General features: G+C 64.0%; 14 protein-coding genes. 6 read left to right on the forward strand and 8 right to left on the reverse strand.

What is annotated here, in order from left to right:
• Positions 1-157 precede the first annotated feature (157 nt).
• The 4 genes from rimO (at position 158) to FFS21_RS08805 (ending at position 4800) form a co-directional block, all read left to right on the forward strand.
• Positions 158-1531 carry a 30S ribosomal protein S12 methylthiotransferase RimO gene (gene rimO / locus FFS21_RS08790; RefSeq protein ID WP_137924440.1) on the forward strand — a complete coding sequence of 458 codons (1374 nt, stop codon included), beginning with the start codon at positions 158-160 and terminating at the stop codon, positions 1529-1531.
• 112 nt (positions 1532-1643) lie between these two features.
• A complete protein-coding gene (gene bktB / locus FFS21_RS08795) occupies positions 1644-2828 on the forward strand; it encodes a beta-ketothiolase BktB (protein WP_137924441.1) in 1185 nt (394 codons plus the stop codon).
• 79 nt (positions 2829-2907) lie between these two features.
• Positions 2908-3486: a hypothetical protein gene (locus FFS21_RS08800; RefSeq protein ID WP_370459273.1), complete on the forward strand. Its 579-nt coding sequence runs from the start codon at positions 2908-2910 to the stop codon at positions 3484-3486.
• A gap of 99 nt (positions 3487-3585) precedes the next feature.
• Positions 3586-4800, forward strand: a complete 1215-nt coding sequence (locus tag FFS21_RS08805; protein WP_137924442.1) for a cystathionine beta-lyase — start codon at positions 3586-3588, stop codon at positions 4798-4800.
• A gap of 77 nt (positions 4801-4877) precedes the next feature.
• On the opposite strand, the gene FFS21_RS08810 is transcribed toward FFS21_RS08805, so the two are convergent.
• The 6 genes from FFS21_RS08810 to mfd all read right to left on the reverse strand — a co-directional run bounded on the left by FFS21_RS08810 (position 4878) and on the right by mfd (position 13047).
• Positions 4878-6509 carry a PepSY-associated TM helix domain-containing protein gene (locus FFS21_RS08810; protein WP_137924443.1) on the reverse strand — a complete coding sequence of 544 codons (1632 nt, stop codon included), beginning with the start codon at positions 6507-6509 and terminating at the stop codon, positions 4878-4880.
• A 10-nt stretch (positions 6510-6519) separates the two neighbouring features.
• Positions 6520-6819 (reverse strand): hypothetical protein, encoded by a 300-nt coding sequence (locus FFS21_RS08815; RefSeq protein WP_137924444.1) that lies wholly within the window; start codon positions 6817-6819, stop codon positions 6520-6522.
• The gene (locus tag FFS21_RS08820; protein WP_137924445.1) at positions 6816-7139 is read right to left on the reverse strand and encodes a hypothetical protein; all 324 of its coding nucleotides are present in this window, start codon (positions 7137-7139) and stop codon (positions 6816-6818) included. The genes FFS21_RS08815 and FFS21_RS08820 overlap by 4 nt, the downstream gene beginning before the upstream one ends.
• Positions 7140-7378: 239 nt before the next feature.
• Positions 7379-8233, reverse strand: a complete 855-nt coding sequence (gene serB, locus FFS21_RS08825; protein ID WP_137924446.1) for a phosphoserine phosphatase SerB — start codon at positions 8231-8233, stop codon at positions 7379-7381.
• 88 nt (positions 8234-8321) lie between these two features.
• Positions 8322-9530, reverse strand: coding sequence for an acetylornithine deacetylase (gene argE / locus FFS21_RS08830; RefSeq protein ID WP_137924447.1), 1209 nt, complete (start codon positions 9528-9530; stop codon positions 8322-8324).
• Between the two features lie 64 nt (positions 9531-9594).
• Positions 9595-13047: a transcription-repair coupling factor gene (gene mfd, locus FFS21_RS08835; protein WP_137924448.1), complete on the reverse strand. Its 3453-nt coding sequence runs from the start codon at positions 13045-13047 to the stop codon at positions 9595-9597.
• A 177-nt stretch (positions 13048-13224) separates the two neighbouring features.
• Here mfd and ispD point away from each other — a divergent pair, with 177 nt between their 5' ends.
• Positions 13225-13977, forward strand: a complete 753-nt coding sequence (gene ispD, locus FFS21_RS08840; RefSeq protein WP_137924449.1) for a 2-C-methyl-D-erythritol 4-phosphate cytidylyltransferase — start codon at positions 13225-13227, stop codon at positions 13975-13977.
• 28 nt (positions 13978-14005) lie between these two features.
• On the forward strand, positions 14006-14512 hold the full coding sequence (gene ispF / locus FFS21_RS08845) for a 2-C-methyl-D-erythritol 2,4-cyclodiphosphate synthase (protein WP_137924450.1): 507 nt from the start codon (positions 14006-14008) through the stop codon (positions 14510-14512).
• A 15-nt stretch (positions 14513-14527) separates the two neighbouring features.
• Here the strand turns inward: ispF and FFS21_RS08850 are convergent, their stop codons facing one another.
• Complete coding sequence (locus FFS21_RS08850) at positions 14528-15109, reverse strand: GNAT family N-acetyltransferase (RefSeq protein WP_137924451.1); 582 nt, start codon at positions 15107-15109, stop codon at positions 14528-14530.
• Between the two features lie 173 nt (positions 15110-15282).
• Positions 15283-15804, reverse strand: coding sequence for a carboxymuconolactone decarboxylase family protein (locus FFS21_RS08855; RefSeq protein ID WP_137924452.1), 522 nt, complete (start codon positions 15802-15804; stop codon positions 15283-15285).
• Between the last annotated feature and the right edge of the window lie 30 nt (positions 15805-15834).

The raw sequence follows: 15834 nt of genomic DNA on the forward strand, positions 1-15834 counted from the left end.
CTCCTTCCGAACCTCACGCCAAGGCGGCCCGATCAAGGTAAAATCTCCGCCTTTCATGGCAATTGCGGCGCCCGGCAGGCTCGCCGGATGCCCTTAAGCCAGCGGCGCGCCACCGGGGACGGTAGGACGTGCCCAATCCCCACATACGCGGTGCCCCATGTCGTCTGAAAACATTTTGTCCACTCCTGCGCCGAAAGTCGGCTTTGTGTCACTTGGATGCCCCAAGGCACTGGTCGATTCCGAGCAGATCATCACGCAACTGCGCGCCGAAGGTTACGCGATCAGCGGCACCTATGACGGCGCCGACCTTGTGGTGGTCAACACTTGCGGCTTCATCGACGAGGCTGTGCAGGAGAGCCTGGATGCCATTGGCGAGGCGCTCAACGAGAATGGCAAGGTCATCGTGACCGGATGCCTGGGGGCGAAGAAGGATTCGGCCGGACAGGACATCGTGACCACGGTGCATCCCAAGGTGCTCGCCGTGACGGGTCCCCATGCGCTGGGCGAGGTCATGCAGGCAGTTCACACGCACTTGCCGAAACCGCATGATCCCTTCACTGACCTTGTGCCGGCTGCCGGCATCAAGCTCACGCCCAAGCACTACGCATACCTGAAGATTTCGGAAGGCTGCAACCATCGCTGCTCGTTCTGCATCATCCCGTCCATGCGCGGGGATCTGGTATCGCGCCCGGTGGCCGAGGTCATGCTTGAGGCGGAAAACCTGTTCAAGGCCGGTGTCAAGGAACTGCTCGTGATTTCGCAGGACACCAGTGCCTATGGCGTGGACGTGAAGTACCGAACCGGTTTTTGGGCAGGTCGCCCGCTGAAGACGCGCATGACGGAACTGGTCGCGGCGCTCGGCGAACTCGCCAGCCACTATGGCGCGTGGGTGCGCCTGCACTATGTGTACCCGTATCCGCACGTGGACGAAATCATTCCCCTGATGAACCAGGGCAACGTGCTGCCGTACCTCGACGTGCCGCTCCAGCACGCGCATCCGGACGTGCTCAAGCGCATGAAGCGTCCGGCCAATGCCGAGAAGACGTTGGACCGGATCCGGGCCTGGCGTGCGATCTGTCCGGACCTGACTATCCGCAGCACGTTCATCGCGGGTTTCCCGGGCGAAACGGAACAAGAGTTCCAGACGCTGCTGGACTTCATTGCGGAAGCCGAGCTGGATCGTGTGGGCTGCTTCGCCTATTCCCCGGTCGACGGTGCCACGGCCAATGATCTGCCGGGTGCGCTACCCGATGAGGTGCGGGAAGAGCGTCGTGCGCGTTTCATGGAAGTTGCGGAGGAAGTTTCGGCACGCCGCTTGCAACGCAAGGTCGGACAAACGCTTCGCGTACTGGTCGATGAAATCAATCAGGACGGTGGTATCGGCCGTTCTTCTGCTGATGCCCCCGAGATTGACGGCCTGGTCTATATCGATCCGGCCGCCAAGCCGTCGCAGCGCTACAAGGCGGGCGAATTCGTCAACGTGAAAATCACCGGCGCCGACGGTCATGACCTGTGGGGCGAAATCGCCTGAGGACAGGCTTCCGGATACCGGGGCCTGCTGCCATTAGGTAAAAGTACGGTCGTTCACTTTTTCGCTCCGCGGTCTATACTGTGCGCCGCAACATTTCGCATGGAGACAAGACATGACGCGTGAAGTGCTGGTTGTCAGCGGTGTGCGCACCGCGATTGGTACCTTTGGCGGCAGCCTCAAGGATCTGGCCCCGACTGACCTGGGCGCGCTAGTGGTGCGCGAAGCGCTGGCCCGCGCCAAGGTGTCCGGCGACGACGTCGGGCATGTGGTGTTCGGCAACGTCATTCAGACCGAGCCGAAAGACATGTACCTGGGGCGCGTGGCCGCCGTGAACGGCGGGGTGTCGATCAACGCCCCGGCGCTGACGGTCAACCGCCTGTGCGGATCTGGCCTGCAGGCGATTGTCAGTGCTGCCCAGACCATTCTGCTTGGCGATGCCGATGTCGCCATCGGTGGCGGTGCGGAAAGCATGAGTCGTGCGCCATACCTCGCACCGATGGCCCGCTGGGGTTCGCGCATGGGCGATGCCAAGCTGATCGACATGATGCTCGGCGCGCTGCACGACCCCTTCCACGCGATCCACATGGGTGTGACCGCAGAGAACGTTGCCAAGGAATACGACATCTCGCGCCAGCAGCAGGACGAGGCAGCGTTGGAATCGCATCGCCGCGCGTCGGCTGCCATCAAGGCCGGCCATTTCAAGGGCCAGATCGTTCCCGTCACGCTGAAGAGCCGCAAGGGCGATGTCGTCTTCGATACCGACGAGCACGTGCGCCACGATGCGACCATCGATGACATGACCAAGCTCAAGCCGGTCTTCGTCAAGGAGAACGGCACGGTCACGGCGGGCAATGCATCGGGTCTGAACGATGCCGCTGCTGCAGTGGTGCTGATGGAGCGTGCCGAGGCGGAGCGCCGCGGCCTGAAGCCGCTGGCGCGCCTGGTGTCGTACGGCCATGCAGGTGTCGATCCCAAGACGATGGGCATCGGCCCGGTTCCGGCAACAAAGATCGCACTGGAGCGCGCTGGGCTGTCGGTCAAGGATCTCGACGTGATCGAGGCCAACGAAGCGTTTGCCGCGCAAGCCTGTGCCGTGACGAAGGCGCTGGGACTCGATCCGGCCAAGGTCAACCCCAACGGTTCGGGCATTTCGCTGGGCCATCCTATCGGTGCCACGGGCGCGCTGATTACGGTGAAGGCGCTTCACGAACTGCAGCGCGTGCAAGGCCGCTATGCGCTGGTGACGATGTGCATCGGCGGCGGCCAGGGGATTGCCGCGATCTTCGAGCGCGTTTAAAGTCACGGCAGCCCCCATCCCAAGGAAGTCTGCCTTGCCCCGCTTTTCTTCAGCTTTGCACGCGTTTTGCGCATGTTCGATGGCCGCGATGTTGGCGGCACCGATGGCCGCCTCGGCGGCTGGCGATAGTTTGTCGACGGCGGGGGGGCAGGGCGGCTCCTTTGGTATCAATGATGCGATTCGCGCCGGGGAGTCCCGGCGCGGAACCACGCTCTCCACCGGCGCAGCCACCGTGCTGGCGCCGCGCGCCGAATACTCCCAATATCCCGTCTACGTGGGCACGCTTGGCGACAAGCCGGTGCGCATGCGCGTGGCGCCGAAGTCCGACACCCGGGACAGCCTGCAGGGCGAATACTCGGTGGGCGATGGCAAGGGCGTCCGGTTGTTGTCCGGCGAGTGGGATAACGGCAACTTCCTGATGGAAGAGTCCGACGATGGTACGCGTGTATCCGGTAACTGGGACGGCCAGATTGACCGCAACGGTGCCGTGCGCGGAACGTGGACCGATCCCTACAACCCGGCCATCGTCCTGCCATTCTTCATCCGGCCGTTTGGCGGGTTTCTCGTTATTCCACCGTTTGACATGCAACCCAGCAGTGGTGTGACCTACGCGCCGCCACCGCCGAAATCGTCGATCTCGACGGGCAAGTCGCGCTAGTCTCGCTGAGCCTGAAGCGGCGATTGCGGCGCAGGGGTGGACGGATTTCTGATTGCTGGTAAGCTCGAACGCCTGTCCAGTCTTCCGAGGAAACGCGCCGTGTCTGCTTCCGACTCGCCCCGCCATCCGTCCCGCTATACCCAGACCACCGCAGTCCAACCCGACCTCGACATCGCGCCGGGCTTCGAATCGTTCTCGACGCCGACGTATCGCGGCTCCACCATCGTTTTCCGCAATCTCGCCGAACTGCGCGCCTATGGCGACCGCAGCAAAACCTATTGGCGCTATGGCTTGCACGCCACGCCCACCAGCGAGGCACTGTGCCAGCAGTTGGCGCAGATCGAGGGTGGCAGCCAGACGCTGCTGCTGCCGTCGGGTATGGGGGCAATATCACTGGTTTACTTTGCGCTGGTAAAGGCCGGTGACGATGTGCTGGTGCCGGACAACGTCTATGGTCCCAACCGCGATCATGGCGAGTGGCTGGCACGGGAGTTTGGCGTGACAGTGCGTTACTACCATCCATCCATCGGAGCGGGCATTGCGGCGCTGATCCAGCCGAATACCAAGCTGATCTGGATGGAGGCGCCTGGGTCCGTGACGATGGAGGTGCCCGATTCCGAGGCGATTGTGGCCGCAGCACGGGCACGCGGCGTGGTGACGGCAATCGACAATACCTGGTCGGCGGGTGTGTATTTCAAGCCGTTCGACAAGGGCATCGATATCTCGGTGCAGGCGTTGACCAAGTACCAGTCCGGCGGCAGCGATGTGCTGATGGGCGCGGTGATCACGCGCGACGACAAGCTTCACGACCGACTCAAGCGCACGCGCATGATCATGGGCTGGGGCGTGTCGGCGGATGACTGCTTCCTGGTGCTGCGTGGCCTGTCCAGCATGCCGGTCCGGCTGGCCGCCCACGACCGCGCGGCACGGGAAATCGCCGAATGGCTCAAGCAGCGACCCGAGGTCTCGCGCGTACTGCACCCTGCGCTGCCAGATTGCCCCGGCCATGCCGAGTGGCTGCGGGACTTTTCCGGCGCCAGCGGTCTGTTCTCGATCATTCTGCACAGCCGCTACGCGCGAGAACAGGTCGATGCCTTTGTCGAAGCGCTGAAGCTGTTCGCCATCGGCTGGTCGTGGGGTGGGGCGCACAGCCTTGCGGTGCCGTATCACGTCGACACCATGCGGCCGGTGGGAACATGGCCACCCGCCGATTGGGAGAACGCTGGCGAACTGGTGCGCTTCTACATTGGCCTCGAGGATACGCGCGATCTGATCGGGGACATCAAGCAAGCCATGGAAGCACAGTTGCGCTGAGTGCTGCCGCGAACCGCTCAACAAAAAGCCCCGCCAGTGATGGCGGGGCTTTTTGTTTGAGGCGTCGACACCTGCAATCAGGAGGCGTCGGCCTTGCGCATCGTGGCTTGCGGCGCGGCCTGAGCGGCGGCGCCGGGTGGCGCCCAGACCGATTCAACCGGACCATTCTGCGCACGGCGTTGTGTGGCACGTGCCAGCGCGACATACCCGACTGCCATGGCGATGGCGGCGATGTCGAAGCCAGCAATGACCCAACGACCCTGGAGCGCGGCCGAGAACAGATTGTCTCCGGCCAGGATCAGGTCCGCCAAGGGCACGGTCAGCGTGGCAAGGGCGGCCACGTACAGCAGCTCGACCGCTGCACGGATCGGCGGCCGGACCAGCGCCCAAGCCACCGCCACGCCGAAGACCGGCCAGAACACATAGCTCACGGCACGCTCTGGCCACAGCAACGCGGCCGGGAAGCACAGCGCCACGCCGATGCAGGTGCCAATGCAGACGCCCACTGTGGCCTGCGCCAGCAGCTTGTGTACACGTGGCTGCTCGGCCTGGCGCGCCTTGCGTCGGGTTTCGATCCAGAGCAGGTTGCCGGAGTAGAACAGGAAGGCACCCGCCAGGCCCGCGATCAGGTAGACGATGCGCACGGCCATGTCCCCGTAGGTGCCGTAGTGCAACGCGAACATCGCGCTATAGACCATGTGGTTGGTGTCGCGTCCGCTAGCCGTTTGGTTGGCGATCAGTTTGCCGGCGTTGGGTTCGTTGGCTGCCGCGTGGATGCCCACGGACCCGCCATTGCCCAGTGCACGGGCGCTCTCGCCGCGCACGTCGGCCACGGCATTCGCATCGCCATAGCGCTGGAACCGGATCGCGGTCGGCGTGAAGTGTTCGCCGCCGTGCTCGCGTGCGATGGCGAGCAACTGCGCCGAGGGCATCGTGGGCGATGGACGACCCGATGCGGACACTTCGGACGTGCCACTCGTGACGCGCGGAATCGTCTCGAACAGCTTGCCGTCGAAGGTCAGCACATTGAACACCATGACCATGACCAGCGACAGGCAGAACATCGCGCCAGTGATGGCAAAGATCAGGTGGAACGGCAGGCTGAACAGGCCGATCACATTGTGCGAATCCATCCAGAACCGCTTCAGGTTGCGGCCCGGACGCACCGCGAACAGGTCTTTCTTGAGTCGCGGCAGATGCAGGATGACGCCCGACACCAGCGCCAGCCCGTACAGGATGGAGATGATCCCCATGAAATACGTGCCGTTCAGGCCCAGGCCGAGCGAGTAGTGCAGGGCGTTCAGGAAGGCAGAGAGTTCCCCCGTGACGTGATCGAGCGACGTGCTGTTCTGCGCTGCCTTGTCGCCGTTCAGGCGCTCGCCGTTCATCGTGTGCCATTCACCGGCCTTGTCCTGCCAGTAGGCGTTGAAGTCCGGTTCCTCATGGCTGGGCAGGCCCACGTAGACGCTGTTTGCGGCGTCAGGGTGAACGGCGATCAGCTTCTGCACGAAGGCATCGATGGCGGGGCCCTCGACATGGACCTCGGCGGCATGCTTGCCTTCCAGGCGGTCCGGATTCTGCCAGACGTGGAGTTCGTGGTGGAAGACGGTGATCGCGCCTGCGAAGAACGCGATGAACAGCGCCCAGCCGGCCATCAGGCCGACCCAGGTATGCAGCGTGTTGAACACGCGGAGGGTATTGGCTTTCATGTGTATCGCCTCATGAACCGGTGACGGCGGAGAGCGCCGAGGCAGGGGGCATCGCGTGCAGCAGCCGCAATGCCACGAGGATGCCGTAACAGACCAGATTCCCGCCCACCAGCCACAGCCAGGCGCGAAGGCTCGTCTCGAACAGCAGGCTCAGGCTGATGATGGCCACCCATAGGACGAAGCTGAGCATGATGGCAAGGACCACGCCACCTTCCCAGCCGCCGGGCAGCCACAAGATGCCGAGTGTGCACAGCGCGATGGCCAGGGGCAGGCCCAACAGCGTGCCGGCAAGCCATTTGGTGCCGATCATGATGCGCTCCCTTCTTTCGAGACCTCTGACGGTTCGTCGTCCATCCGGTTGTGATGGAGCCAGGTGCCAATGAACGGCCAGAAGGACAGGAAGCACGTCATGACCACGAGGGTGGCGGCAATGGCGACGGCCCAGCCCTCGGGCACGCTCATGACCCAGGTGCCGGCCACGGCGAGTGCAACACCGATCCAGCAGAGCAGTCGGGAGGACAGCGGCGAGCGACCTTTACCCTCGGCATCGACAACCAGCAGTTGATTTGGCGCGGCGAGGTACAGGCACGCCGCGGCGGCCAGGGATAGGAATATAGCTAACGCTTGCATGCGTTGTGCAGTCGGGAAACGACGATGTAGGGAGGCGAACAATAATAATCATTCGCATTTGATTCCACAAGGAAATCAAGGCGTTATGTTGCGATCTCGTTGATTTGGTCGCGTCAGCGCCAATGACGAAAATGTAATGCGGGAAACGCCCGGAGGTGTGGCAAGAGGGGGCGAGTGGGGAGGGAAAGCGAGGGAGCGGGTGCCTTGCAGGTGACGCAAGGCACGCCTTGAAACGGGAATCAGTGCGGGAAGAGGTTCAGCAGCCCGTCCAGCCCCACATGATTGAACGCCACACTGGCCTGTTCGCGCACGACGGGTTTGGCGCGGAAGGCCACGGACAGGCCCGCTACTGCCATCATCTTGAGGTCGTTCGAACCGTCGCCCATGACGATGGCCTGCGACGGTTCGGCGCCGATCTGCTCGCACACCTCGCGCACGGTACGTGCCTTTACGTCCGCATTGACGATCTCGCCCACCACGTTGCCGGTCAGCTTGCCATCCACGATCTCCAGCGTGTTGGCTCGGGTGAAGTCGAGTCTCAGGCGCGGCTTGAGCTGGTCGGTGAAGTGGACGAACCCCCCGGACACCAGTAGCGTGCGCAGGCCCAGTGCCTGGATCGTCTGGAGCATGTTCTCGGCACCCGGCGACAGGCGTAGTCGTTCTTCGTACACGCGGTCGAGCACGCTGGCGTCGAGGCCCTTCAGCAGGGCCACACGGCGGCGCAGGCTCTCGTTGAAGTCGGTGATCTCGCCCCGCATCGCCGCTTCGGTGATCGCTGACACTTCGGCCTTCAGTCCGCAGAAATCGGCGATTTCGTCGATGCACTCGATGGTGATCAGCGTCGAGTCCATGTCCATGGCCACGAGCCGGAAGTCCGACAGCTTGCGCCCCGCCGGCACCACGGCCCAGTCGATGCCACGGACGCCGCAAATTTCGTCGAGCGCCACGCGCAGTGCCGGGGTCAGCGGATCGCAGTCATCGGCAGCCGCCACGTTTTCGGCACGCATCACGAAGGCCGAGGCATGGGCAGCCGCGCGCACGGCATCGAGATCGGCTGCGGACAGCGGGGACAGGCTCTGGAGAATCAAGGGCATGACAACAGGAAGGAAAAGGGGCGATGCGAAAGGGCGATATTGTACCCGGGCGCCAACGCGTGGCGCCCGGTAGCACGGGATGGAAAACTCAGGCCGCCCGCAGGCTGTCCACTACCTTGTGCAGGAAGGTCTCGCAGTCAGCCAGTTGGTCGAGCGCGACGAACTCGTCCGGCTTGTGCGCTTGCTGGATATCGCCGGGGCCGCACACCACGGCCGGGATGCCGGCGCGCTGGAACAGGCCGGCTTCGGTGCCGTACGCCACCTTGTTGGTTTCGCGGTCAGCGGTCAGCGCGCGCACGAGTTGCGTGATGGCGTCAGATTCGGCCGCATCGAGCGACGGCGCGGCGGCAATCTTGCTGATGGCCATGCTGGCGTCCACATGCTCGGCCTGCATCTTCGGCACCAGCACATCGGCAACATAGCCCTGGATGCGCGCGAGGATGGCTTCGGGATCGACACCCGGCAGGTTGCGGAACTCGAACACGAACTCACATTCGGCCGGAATCGTGTTCAGCGCGATGCCGCCCTGGATCGTGCCGGTCGATGCCGTGGTGAAAGGCACGTCGAAGGCGCGGTCGTAGGGGCCATTGGCCTTGAACTCGTCAGCGATGTCGCGGATATAGCAGATCAGCCGCGCGGCGTATTCGATGGCGTTGACCCCCTTGGGCGTGAGCGAGGAATGCGCGGCCTGGCCTTTCACGCAGCAGCGGTACGCGTTGATGCCCTTGTGCGCGACGATCGTGCGCATGCTCGTCGGCTCGCCCACGATGCAGCCCGAGGGTCGCACGCCGCGATCGCGCAGTTCGGCCAGCAGGTACGGCGCACCCATGCATCCGATTTCCTCGTCGAACGACAGCGCATAGTGAACCGGCTCGCGCAGCTTGGCTTCGAGAATGGTCGGCAGCAGCGACAGGCTTGTGCCGATGAAGCCTTTCATGTCGCAGGTGCCGCGGCCATACAGCTTGCCGTCGCGGATCACAGGCTTGAACGGGTCGGTGGACCAGTTCTGGCCGTCCACGGGCACCACGTCGGTATGGCCCGACAGCACGATCCCGCCATCGGTGGCGCCATTCGCAGCGGGGACGGTCACAAACAGGTTGGCCTTGTCGCCCTGCGGGTTATAGCTCAGATGCGGGCGCAGTCCCTTGGCCAGGAAATGGTCACGTACCGATTCGATCAGGCCAAGGTTGGAATGGCGAGAGGTGGTATCGAACGACACCAGCCGCTGGGTCCAGTCGAGCGCGCTGCCGCGCGGCGGGGTGTCTTGGGCGGCGATGGTGTCTTGAGTGGTTGGCATGGGGCGATGTGTCGTGAGAAAACGTTGATTCGTCAAGGATGAGATCCTACACCCGGCGCGTCAGTCAGGCCAACTGCCGCAGCGTGTGCTTGATCGTCTGCGCGCGGGCGGCCACGTCTTCCATCTTGGCCTCGATACGCAGCTTGTCCTGTCCGGCCAGCTTGATGTGCCGGTTCTTCTGCACAAGTTCGATGATCTTGATGGCGTCGATGGGCGGGTTCGGCACGAACTGCATGCTGACCGTGGCCTCGCCCGCGTCGATCTTGCGCACGCCCAGCGGCGCAGCGGCTATGCGTAGCCGGTGCGTTTCGATCAGTGCCTGCGCCTGCGCGGGCAGACGGCCGAAACGGTCGATCAGTTCTTCCTGAATATCGTCCACGCGCTCGCCGGTTTCGCAGTTGGCCAGACGCTTGTAGAGCGACAGGCGTTCATGCACATCGGCGCAGTAATCGTTCGGCAGCAGGGCCGGCGTGCCGAGGTTGATCTCGGTAGTGGCCGCCAGTGGCGCCATCAGATCCGGTTCCTTGCCGGCCTTGAGGGATTTCACGGCGGCGTTGAGCATGTCCGTGTAAAGCTGGAAGCCGATCTCGTGGATCTCGCCCGATTGCTTGTCGCCAAGTACTTCGCCCGCACCGCGAATCTCCAGGTCGTGCATGGCCAGATAGAAGCCCGCACCCAGTTCCTCCATCTGCTGGATGGCTTCGAGCCGGCGCTGCGCCTGCTTGGTCAGCCCCTCGGGGTCGTGCACGAGCAGATACGCGTAGGCCTGGTGATGGCTGCGGCCCACGCGTCCGCGCAACTGGTGCAACTGCGCCAGGCCGAACTTGTCGGCGCGGTGGATCAGGATCGTGTTGGCCGTCGGCACGTCGATACCGGTTTCGATAATCGTCGTGCAGAGCAGGATGTTGTCGCGGCGTGCCACGAAATCTCGCATCACGCGTTCGAGTTCGCGTTCGTGCATCTGGCCGTGCGCCACGGCGATGCGCGCCTCGGGCACCAGTTCGGCCAACCGGGCGCGCTTGTTCTCGATGGTCTCCACCTCGTTGTGCAGGAAGTAGACTTGTCCGCCGCGCTTGAGCTCCCGCAGGATAGCCTCGCGAATCACGCCGTCTTCCTCGCGTCGCACGAACGTCTTGATGGCCAGCCGCTTTTGCGGCGCCGTTGCGATGACCGAAAAATCGCGCAGCCCTTCCAGCGCCATGCCCAGCGTGCGCGGGATTGGCGTGGCGGTCAGCGTCAGCACATCTACCTCGGCACGCAGCGTCTTCAGCGCTTCTTTCTGGCGTACCCCGAAGCGGTGTTCCTCGTCGATGATGACCAGACCCAGGCGCTGGAACTTCACCTGATCGGACAGCAGCTTGTGCGTGCCGATCACGATATCGACGGTGCCGTCGTTGATCTGCTTGATGGCCGCGTCGATTTCCTTTTTCGTCTTGAAGCGCGACAGTTCCACGATGCGCACCGGCCATTCGGCGAAGCGGTCTGACAGCGTCTGGAAATGCTGCTCGGCCAGCAGCGTGGTGGGCGCCAGCATCGCCACCTGCTTGCCGCCGAGCACGGCCACGAATGCGGCGCGCAGAGCCACTTCGGTCTTGCCGAAGCCCACATCGCCGCAGACCAGACGGTCCATCGGCTTGCCCGAGGTCATGTCGGCGATGACTGCCGAGATCGCTGCAGCCTGATCCGGTGTTTCCTCGAAGCCGAAGCTCTCGGCGAAAGTCTCGTAGTCCTTCGGCTGCAACGGGAAGGCAAAGCCTTCGCGCAGCGCGCGGCGCGCGTAGAGGTTCAGCAGTTCGGCGGCGGTGTCCCGGATCTGCTGCGCGGCGCGGCGCTTGGCCTTGTCCCACTGGCCTGTACCGAGCGAATGCAGCGGCGCGGTTTCCGGATCGGCGCCCGAGTAGCGCGAAATCACGTGCAGTTGATGCACGGGCACGTAGAGCTTGCTGGCGCGGTCGTAATCGAGATGCAGGAACTCCTCGTCGCCCTGGCCCATGTCAAGCGTGACCAGCCCCTGGTAGCGGCCGATGCCGTGCTCGCTATGTACCACGGGGTCGCCGATCTTGAGCTCGGCCAGATCACGAACCATGGCGTCGACGGTACTGGCCTGTTCCTGCTTGCGACGTCCGGCACGGCGCGTGGTGCCCGCGTAGAGCTCGTTCTCGGTTACGAAGGCGAGCGATGCAGAGGGCAGCGCGAAGCCGCTCTGCAGTGGTGCCACGGCAATCGAGAAATGCGATTCCCCTGCCAGGAACGCCGCGAAATCCTCGACGATCATCGGGCGCAGGCCGCTTTCGGCGAAGAACTGCAGCAGTGTTTCGCGCCGGCCAGCGGAGTCCGCGCACATCAGCACGCGCGTGGTCTTGTTCAGCAGCAGGGCTTCCAGATTGACGAGGGGGTCCTCGGCGCGGCGATTCACCGAGACGTCGGGCAGGCCCGCTGCGAAGGGCGTGGCTTCGGCAGGTGCCGGTTCGCGCTGCAGCACCAGCCGCGCCAGCGGCTTTGCGCCGACGAAGAACTGTTCCTCGGACAGGAAGAGGTCCGCGGGCGGCAACAGCGGCCGTTCGCGGTCGTGGCGCATGAAAGTGTAGCGCTGCATGGTGTCGGCCCAGAAGCGCCGAATGGCTTCGTCGACATTGCCCGCGAACGCCAGTTGCGTGCCCTGCGGCAGGTACTCGAACAACGATGCGCTTTGTTCGAAGAACAGCGGAAGGTAGTACTCGATACCGGCGGACGGCACGCCGTTGCCAATGTCCTTGTAGATGGGCGACTTGGTGGGGTCGCCTTCGAAAACTTCTCGCCAGCGGCCTCGGAACGCCGTGCGCGCGGCCTCGTCGAGCGGAAACTCGCGACCGGGCAACAGCCTGACTTCCTTGACCGGGTAGAGACTGCGCTGCGTATCCGGATCGAACGCGCGGATGGTTTCGATTTCCTCGCCGAACAGGTCGATCCGGTATGGCAGCGCCGAACCCATCGGATAGAGATCGATGAGTCCGCCGCGCACGCTGTACTCGCCTGGGCGCATCACGGCACTGACATGCTCGTAGCCGGCCAGTGTGAACTGGGCCTTGAGGGCGGCTTCATCGAGCCGCTCGCCTTGCTTGAAGAAGAACGTGTAGGCCGCGAGGAAGGACGGGGGCGCCAGCCGATACAGCGCGGTGGAGGCCGGCACGATCATCACGTCGCACTGTCCACTCTGGATGTCGTGCAGCGTGGCCAGCCGCTCGGAAACGAGATCCTGGTGCGGCGAGAAGCTGTCGTACGGCAGCGTTTCCCAGTCAGGTAGCAGTCGGACGCGCAGTTCCGGCGCGAACCACGCAATCTCGTCGGCCAGCCGTTGCGCATCCATGGCATTGGCGCAGACCACGGCCACCATTGGCACGCTGCCACGATGCTGGCGCGCGTAAGCGGCCACCACGAGGGCGTCGGAGGCGCCGGGCAGTCCTGCTACGGCATGGCGCATGCCCGGCTTGACCAGCGGCAGGGCGGCGGAAGGAAAGTCGGGCAATGTGTCAGGCATGGGTAGCAAGGATGCAAAAACGACGCCACCCCGCCGGCGATGCTTGGGGCACGCGCGGGCAGGGGTGTTGGCGATGCCGCCACGGCCCGGAGGCCATGGCGGCGAACAAGGGCCGTATTATAGAATGCGGTCCGGCCGGCTTGCAGCCGGGCTTCCTATCATCCACCCGCAGAACCTGTGTCCGATCGTCGATTCGCCCTGATTCCCTGTGCCGGTACCGGCAGCCGCGCCGGAGGCACCGTGCAGAAGCAGTACCAGACCGTGGCCGGGCGGCCGATGCTCTGGTTCGCGCTGGCGGCGTTCTCGGCTTGTGAAGCGATCAGCGCCACGGCCCTGGTACTGGCACCCGACGACATGCCACTGGAGTCCCGCTTTGGCGCACAGGCGTTTGCGGGGCTGCGTTTCGATACGGCTTTCGTGGGTGGCGATTCACGCCATGCCTCGGTATTGGCGGGCCTCCATCACCTCCAGACACTGGGCGCGTCAGACACCGACTGGGTGCTGGTCCACGATGCGGCACGACCGGGCCTGACGCCGGCGATGATCGATACGCTGGTCCGCGCCGTGGAATCCGACGATGCGGCCAGCGAGCCGATCGGCGGCATCCTGGCGGTGCCCGTGCCCGACACGCTCAAGCGGGCAGAGCAGGGTGTGCCGACCGCCGCGCGGATTGGCGCGACCGTGCCACGCGATGGCCTGTGGCAGGCGCAGACGCCTCAGATGTTCCGCATCGGCGTACTGCGTCATGCCTTGGAGGATGCGATGGCTGCTGGCGCCGTGGTCACCGATGAGGCCAGCGCCATCGAGCGGCTGGGCCTGCGTCCGCGACTGGTGAATGGGTCGCTGCGCAATTTCAAGGTCACGTATCCCGAAGACTTCGCGTTGGCAGACGTACTGCTGCGCGCGGGCGCCGCGCCGTCGGCGTCCTGATATTTTCCTGAATCCAGAAGGAGCCGTTTTGAATCCGTTCGATTTCCGTGTAGGGCAGGGCTACGATGTGCACGCGCTGGTTCCGGGGCGCAAGCTGATCCTGGGCGGCGTGGATATCCCCCATGATCGCGGCCTGCTGGGCCACTCAGATGCCGATGCGTTGCTGCATGCCGTGACGGACGCGCTGTTCGGTGCCGCCGCGCTGGGCGATATCGGCCGGCATTTTCCGGATACCGATCCCAATTTTGCCGGGGCCGACAGTCGGGTGCTGCTTCGCGAAGCCGCGCGCCGCGTACGCGCAGCGGGATTCGAGATCGGCAATGTCGATGCCACCGTGATTGCGCAGAAGCCGAAGCTCGCGCCGCACATCCAGGGCATGGTGGGGAACCTGGCCGAGGATCTCGGCCTGCCGGTCACGCATTGCAACGTGAAGGCCAAGACGAACGAGAAGCTCGGGTTCGAGGGGAAGGAGGAAGGCATCGTCGCGCAGGCGGCGGTGCTGATCTATCGCCGCCCGGCAGACACCCAGGACTGAGTCCCGGGCAACACCTCAGAGGGGCGGTGGCGAAGGCATCGGTGCTTCTTCTGGCGTGATCGTGTAGACGTAGTCGATGAGGCGCGCCATGGCTCCATGGCGTGCACCGGCCTCCGTACGTTTCTGGAAGCCCATCTGTTCGCAGAGTCTGATGGCGGAGTCCATCTCGGGCATGGCGCGGCAGACCAGCGAATGCGCGCCGATGTCACGGGCGCGCTGGATGCAGATCTGCATCAATCGCTTGCCAAGTCCCATCCCGCGCGCCTGCGGGCTGACCGAAAGCAGCCGCGCCTCGGGCTGCGTCAGCGTGATCGTGCTGTCATCGAGCGCGGGCACCGTGGCCCCTGGATGACAAAACAGCACGGCGCCACTGATGCCGTGATCGGTTTCCGCCACCCACCATTCCATGTCCGGATTGTCCTTGGCCGCCAGTACGGAATGCATGCCGCGCTGGAATGATGCCCGGCAATCTTCCATGATGCCAAGTTCATATTGACCGTAGGCTTGTTGCGTGACGGCAGCGATATCGCCCCAGTCATACACCGCGGCCAGCCGGAAACGGAAGCGCGGCGAAGTGTGCGAAGGCAAGGAGCTCATGGCGACTGCGATGTTCGTGACCTTGGCTGGATTGTAGGCCGACCGCAGCACAAATGCACCGCCTCATTGGCGCGAGACCGTGTCAGAGAACATCCATCCGCCAATAAAAAACCGGCCAGGCATCGTTCGATGCCGGCCGGTTCAGGATCGCCGGGAGCCGCGCGATGGGCGGCTTACTCGGCTGCGATCACATTGGCTGCGGCGCCGATCACGGCGGCAATGCGGCCCACGTCACGCAACTGCTGGGCGCTCATGCCTTGCTCGTTCTTCAGCAGGTGGTAGTGCGACTTCACGCAAAAATGGCACTTGCCGATGATCGACGCGGCCAGCGCGTACATCTCGAAACGTCGCTTGTCCACGCCGCCGTGCGTGGCGTATGCGTTCATGCGCAGGCCAGCCGGCTGGCTGGCCAGATCGGGGTCTTCGGCCATCTCGACGTACGGATACCAGAGGTTGTTCATGCCCATCAGCGCCGATGCGGTCTGGGTGGCGGTGACTTCCTCGGGAGACAGCACGTTGGCGTTGCGAATCACGTCGACGATCACCTTGCTCTTGGCGGCGAACGCGGCAGCCAGTGCCACGGCCACGGCATCGTTGCCTTCCAGCGATGAGCGCGCGATCGTACCGTCCACGTTCAGACGGATGTCCTTGGCGTAGTCGGGAATAAGATTTTTGATCGTGCTGAGGAATTCCATTTATTTCTCCTATCGACGAGGGCTCAAAAA

This window comes from Cupriavidus sp. 2SB (assembly GCF_005503625.1).
GTDB lineage: Bacteria > Pseudomonadota > Gammaproteobacteria > Burkholderiales > Burkholderiaceae > Cupriavidus.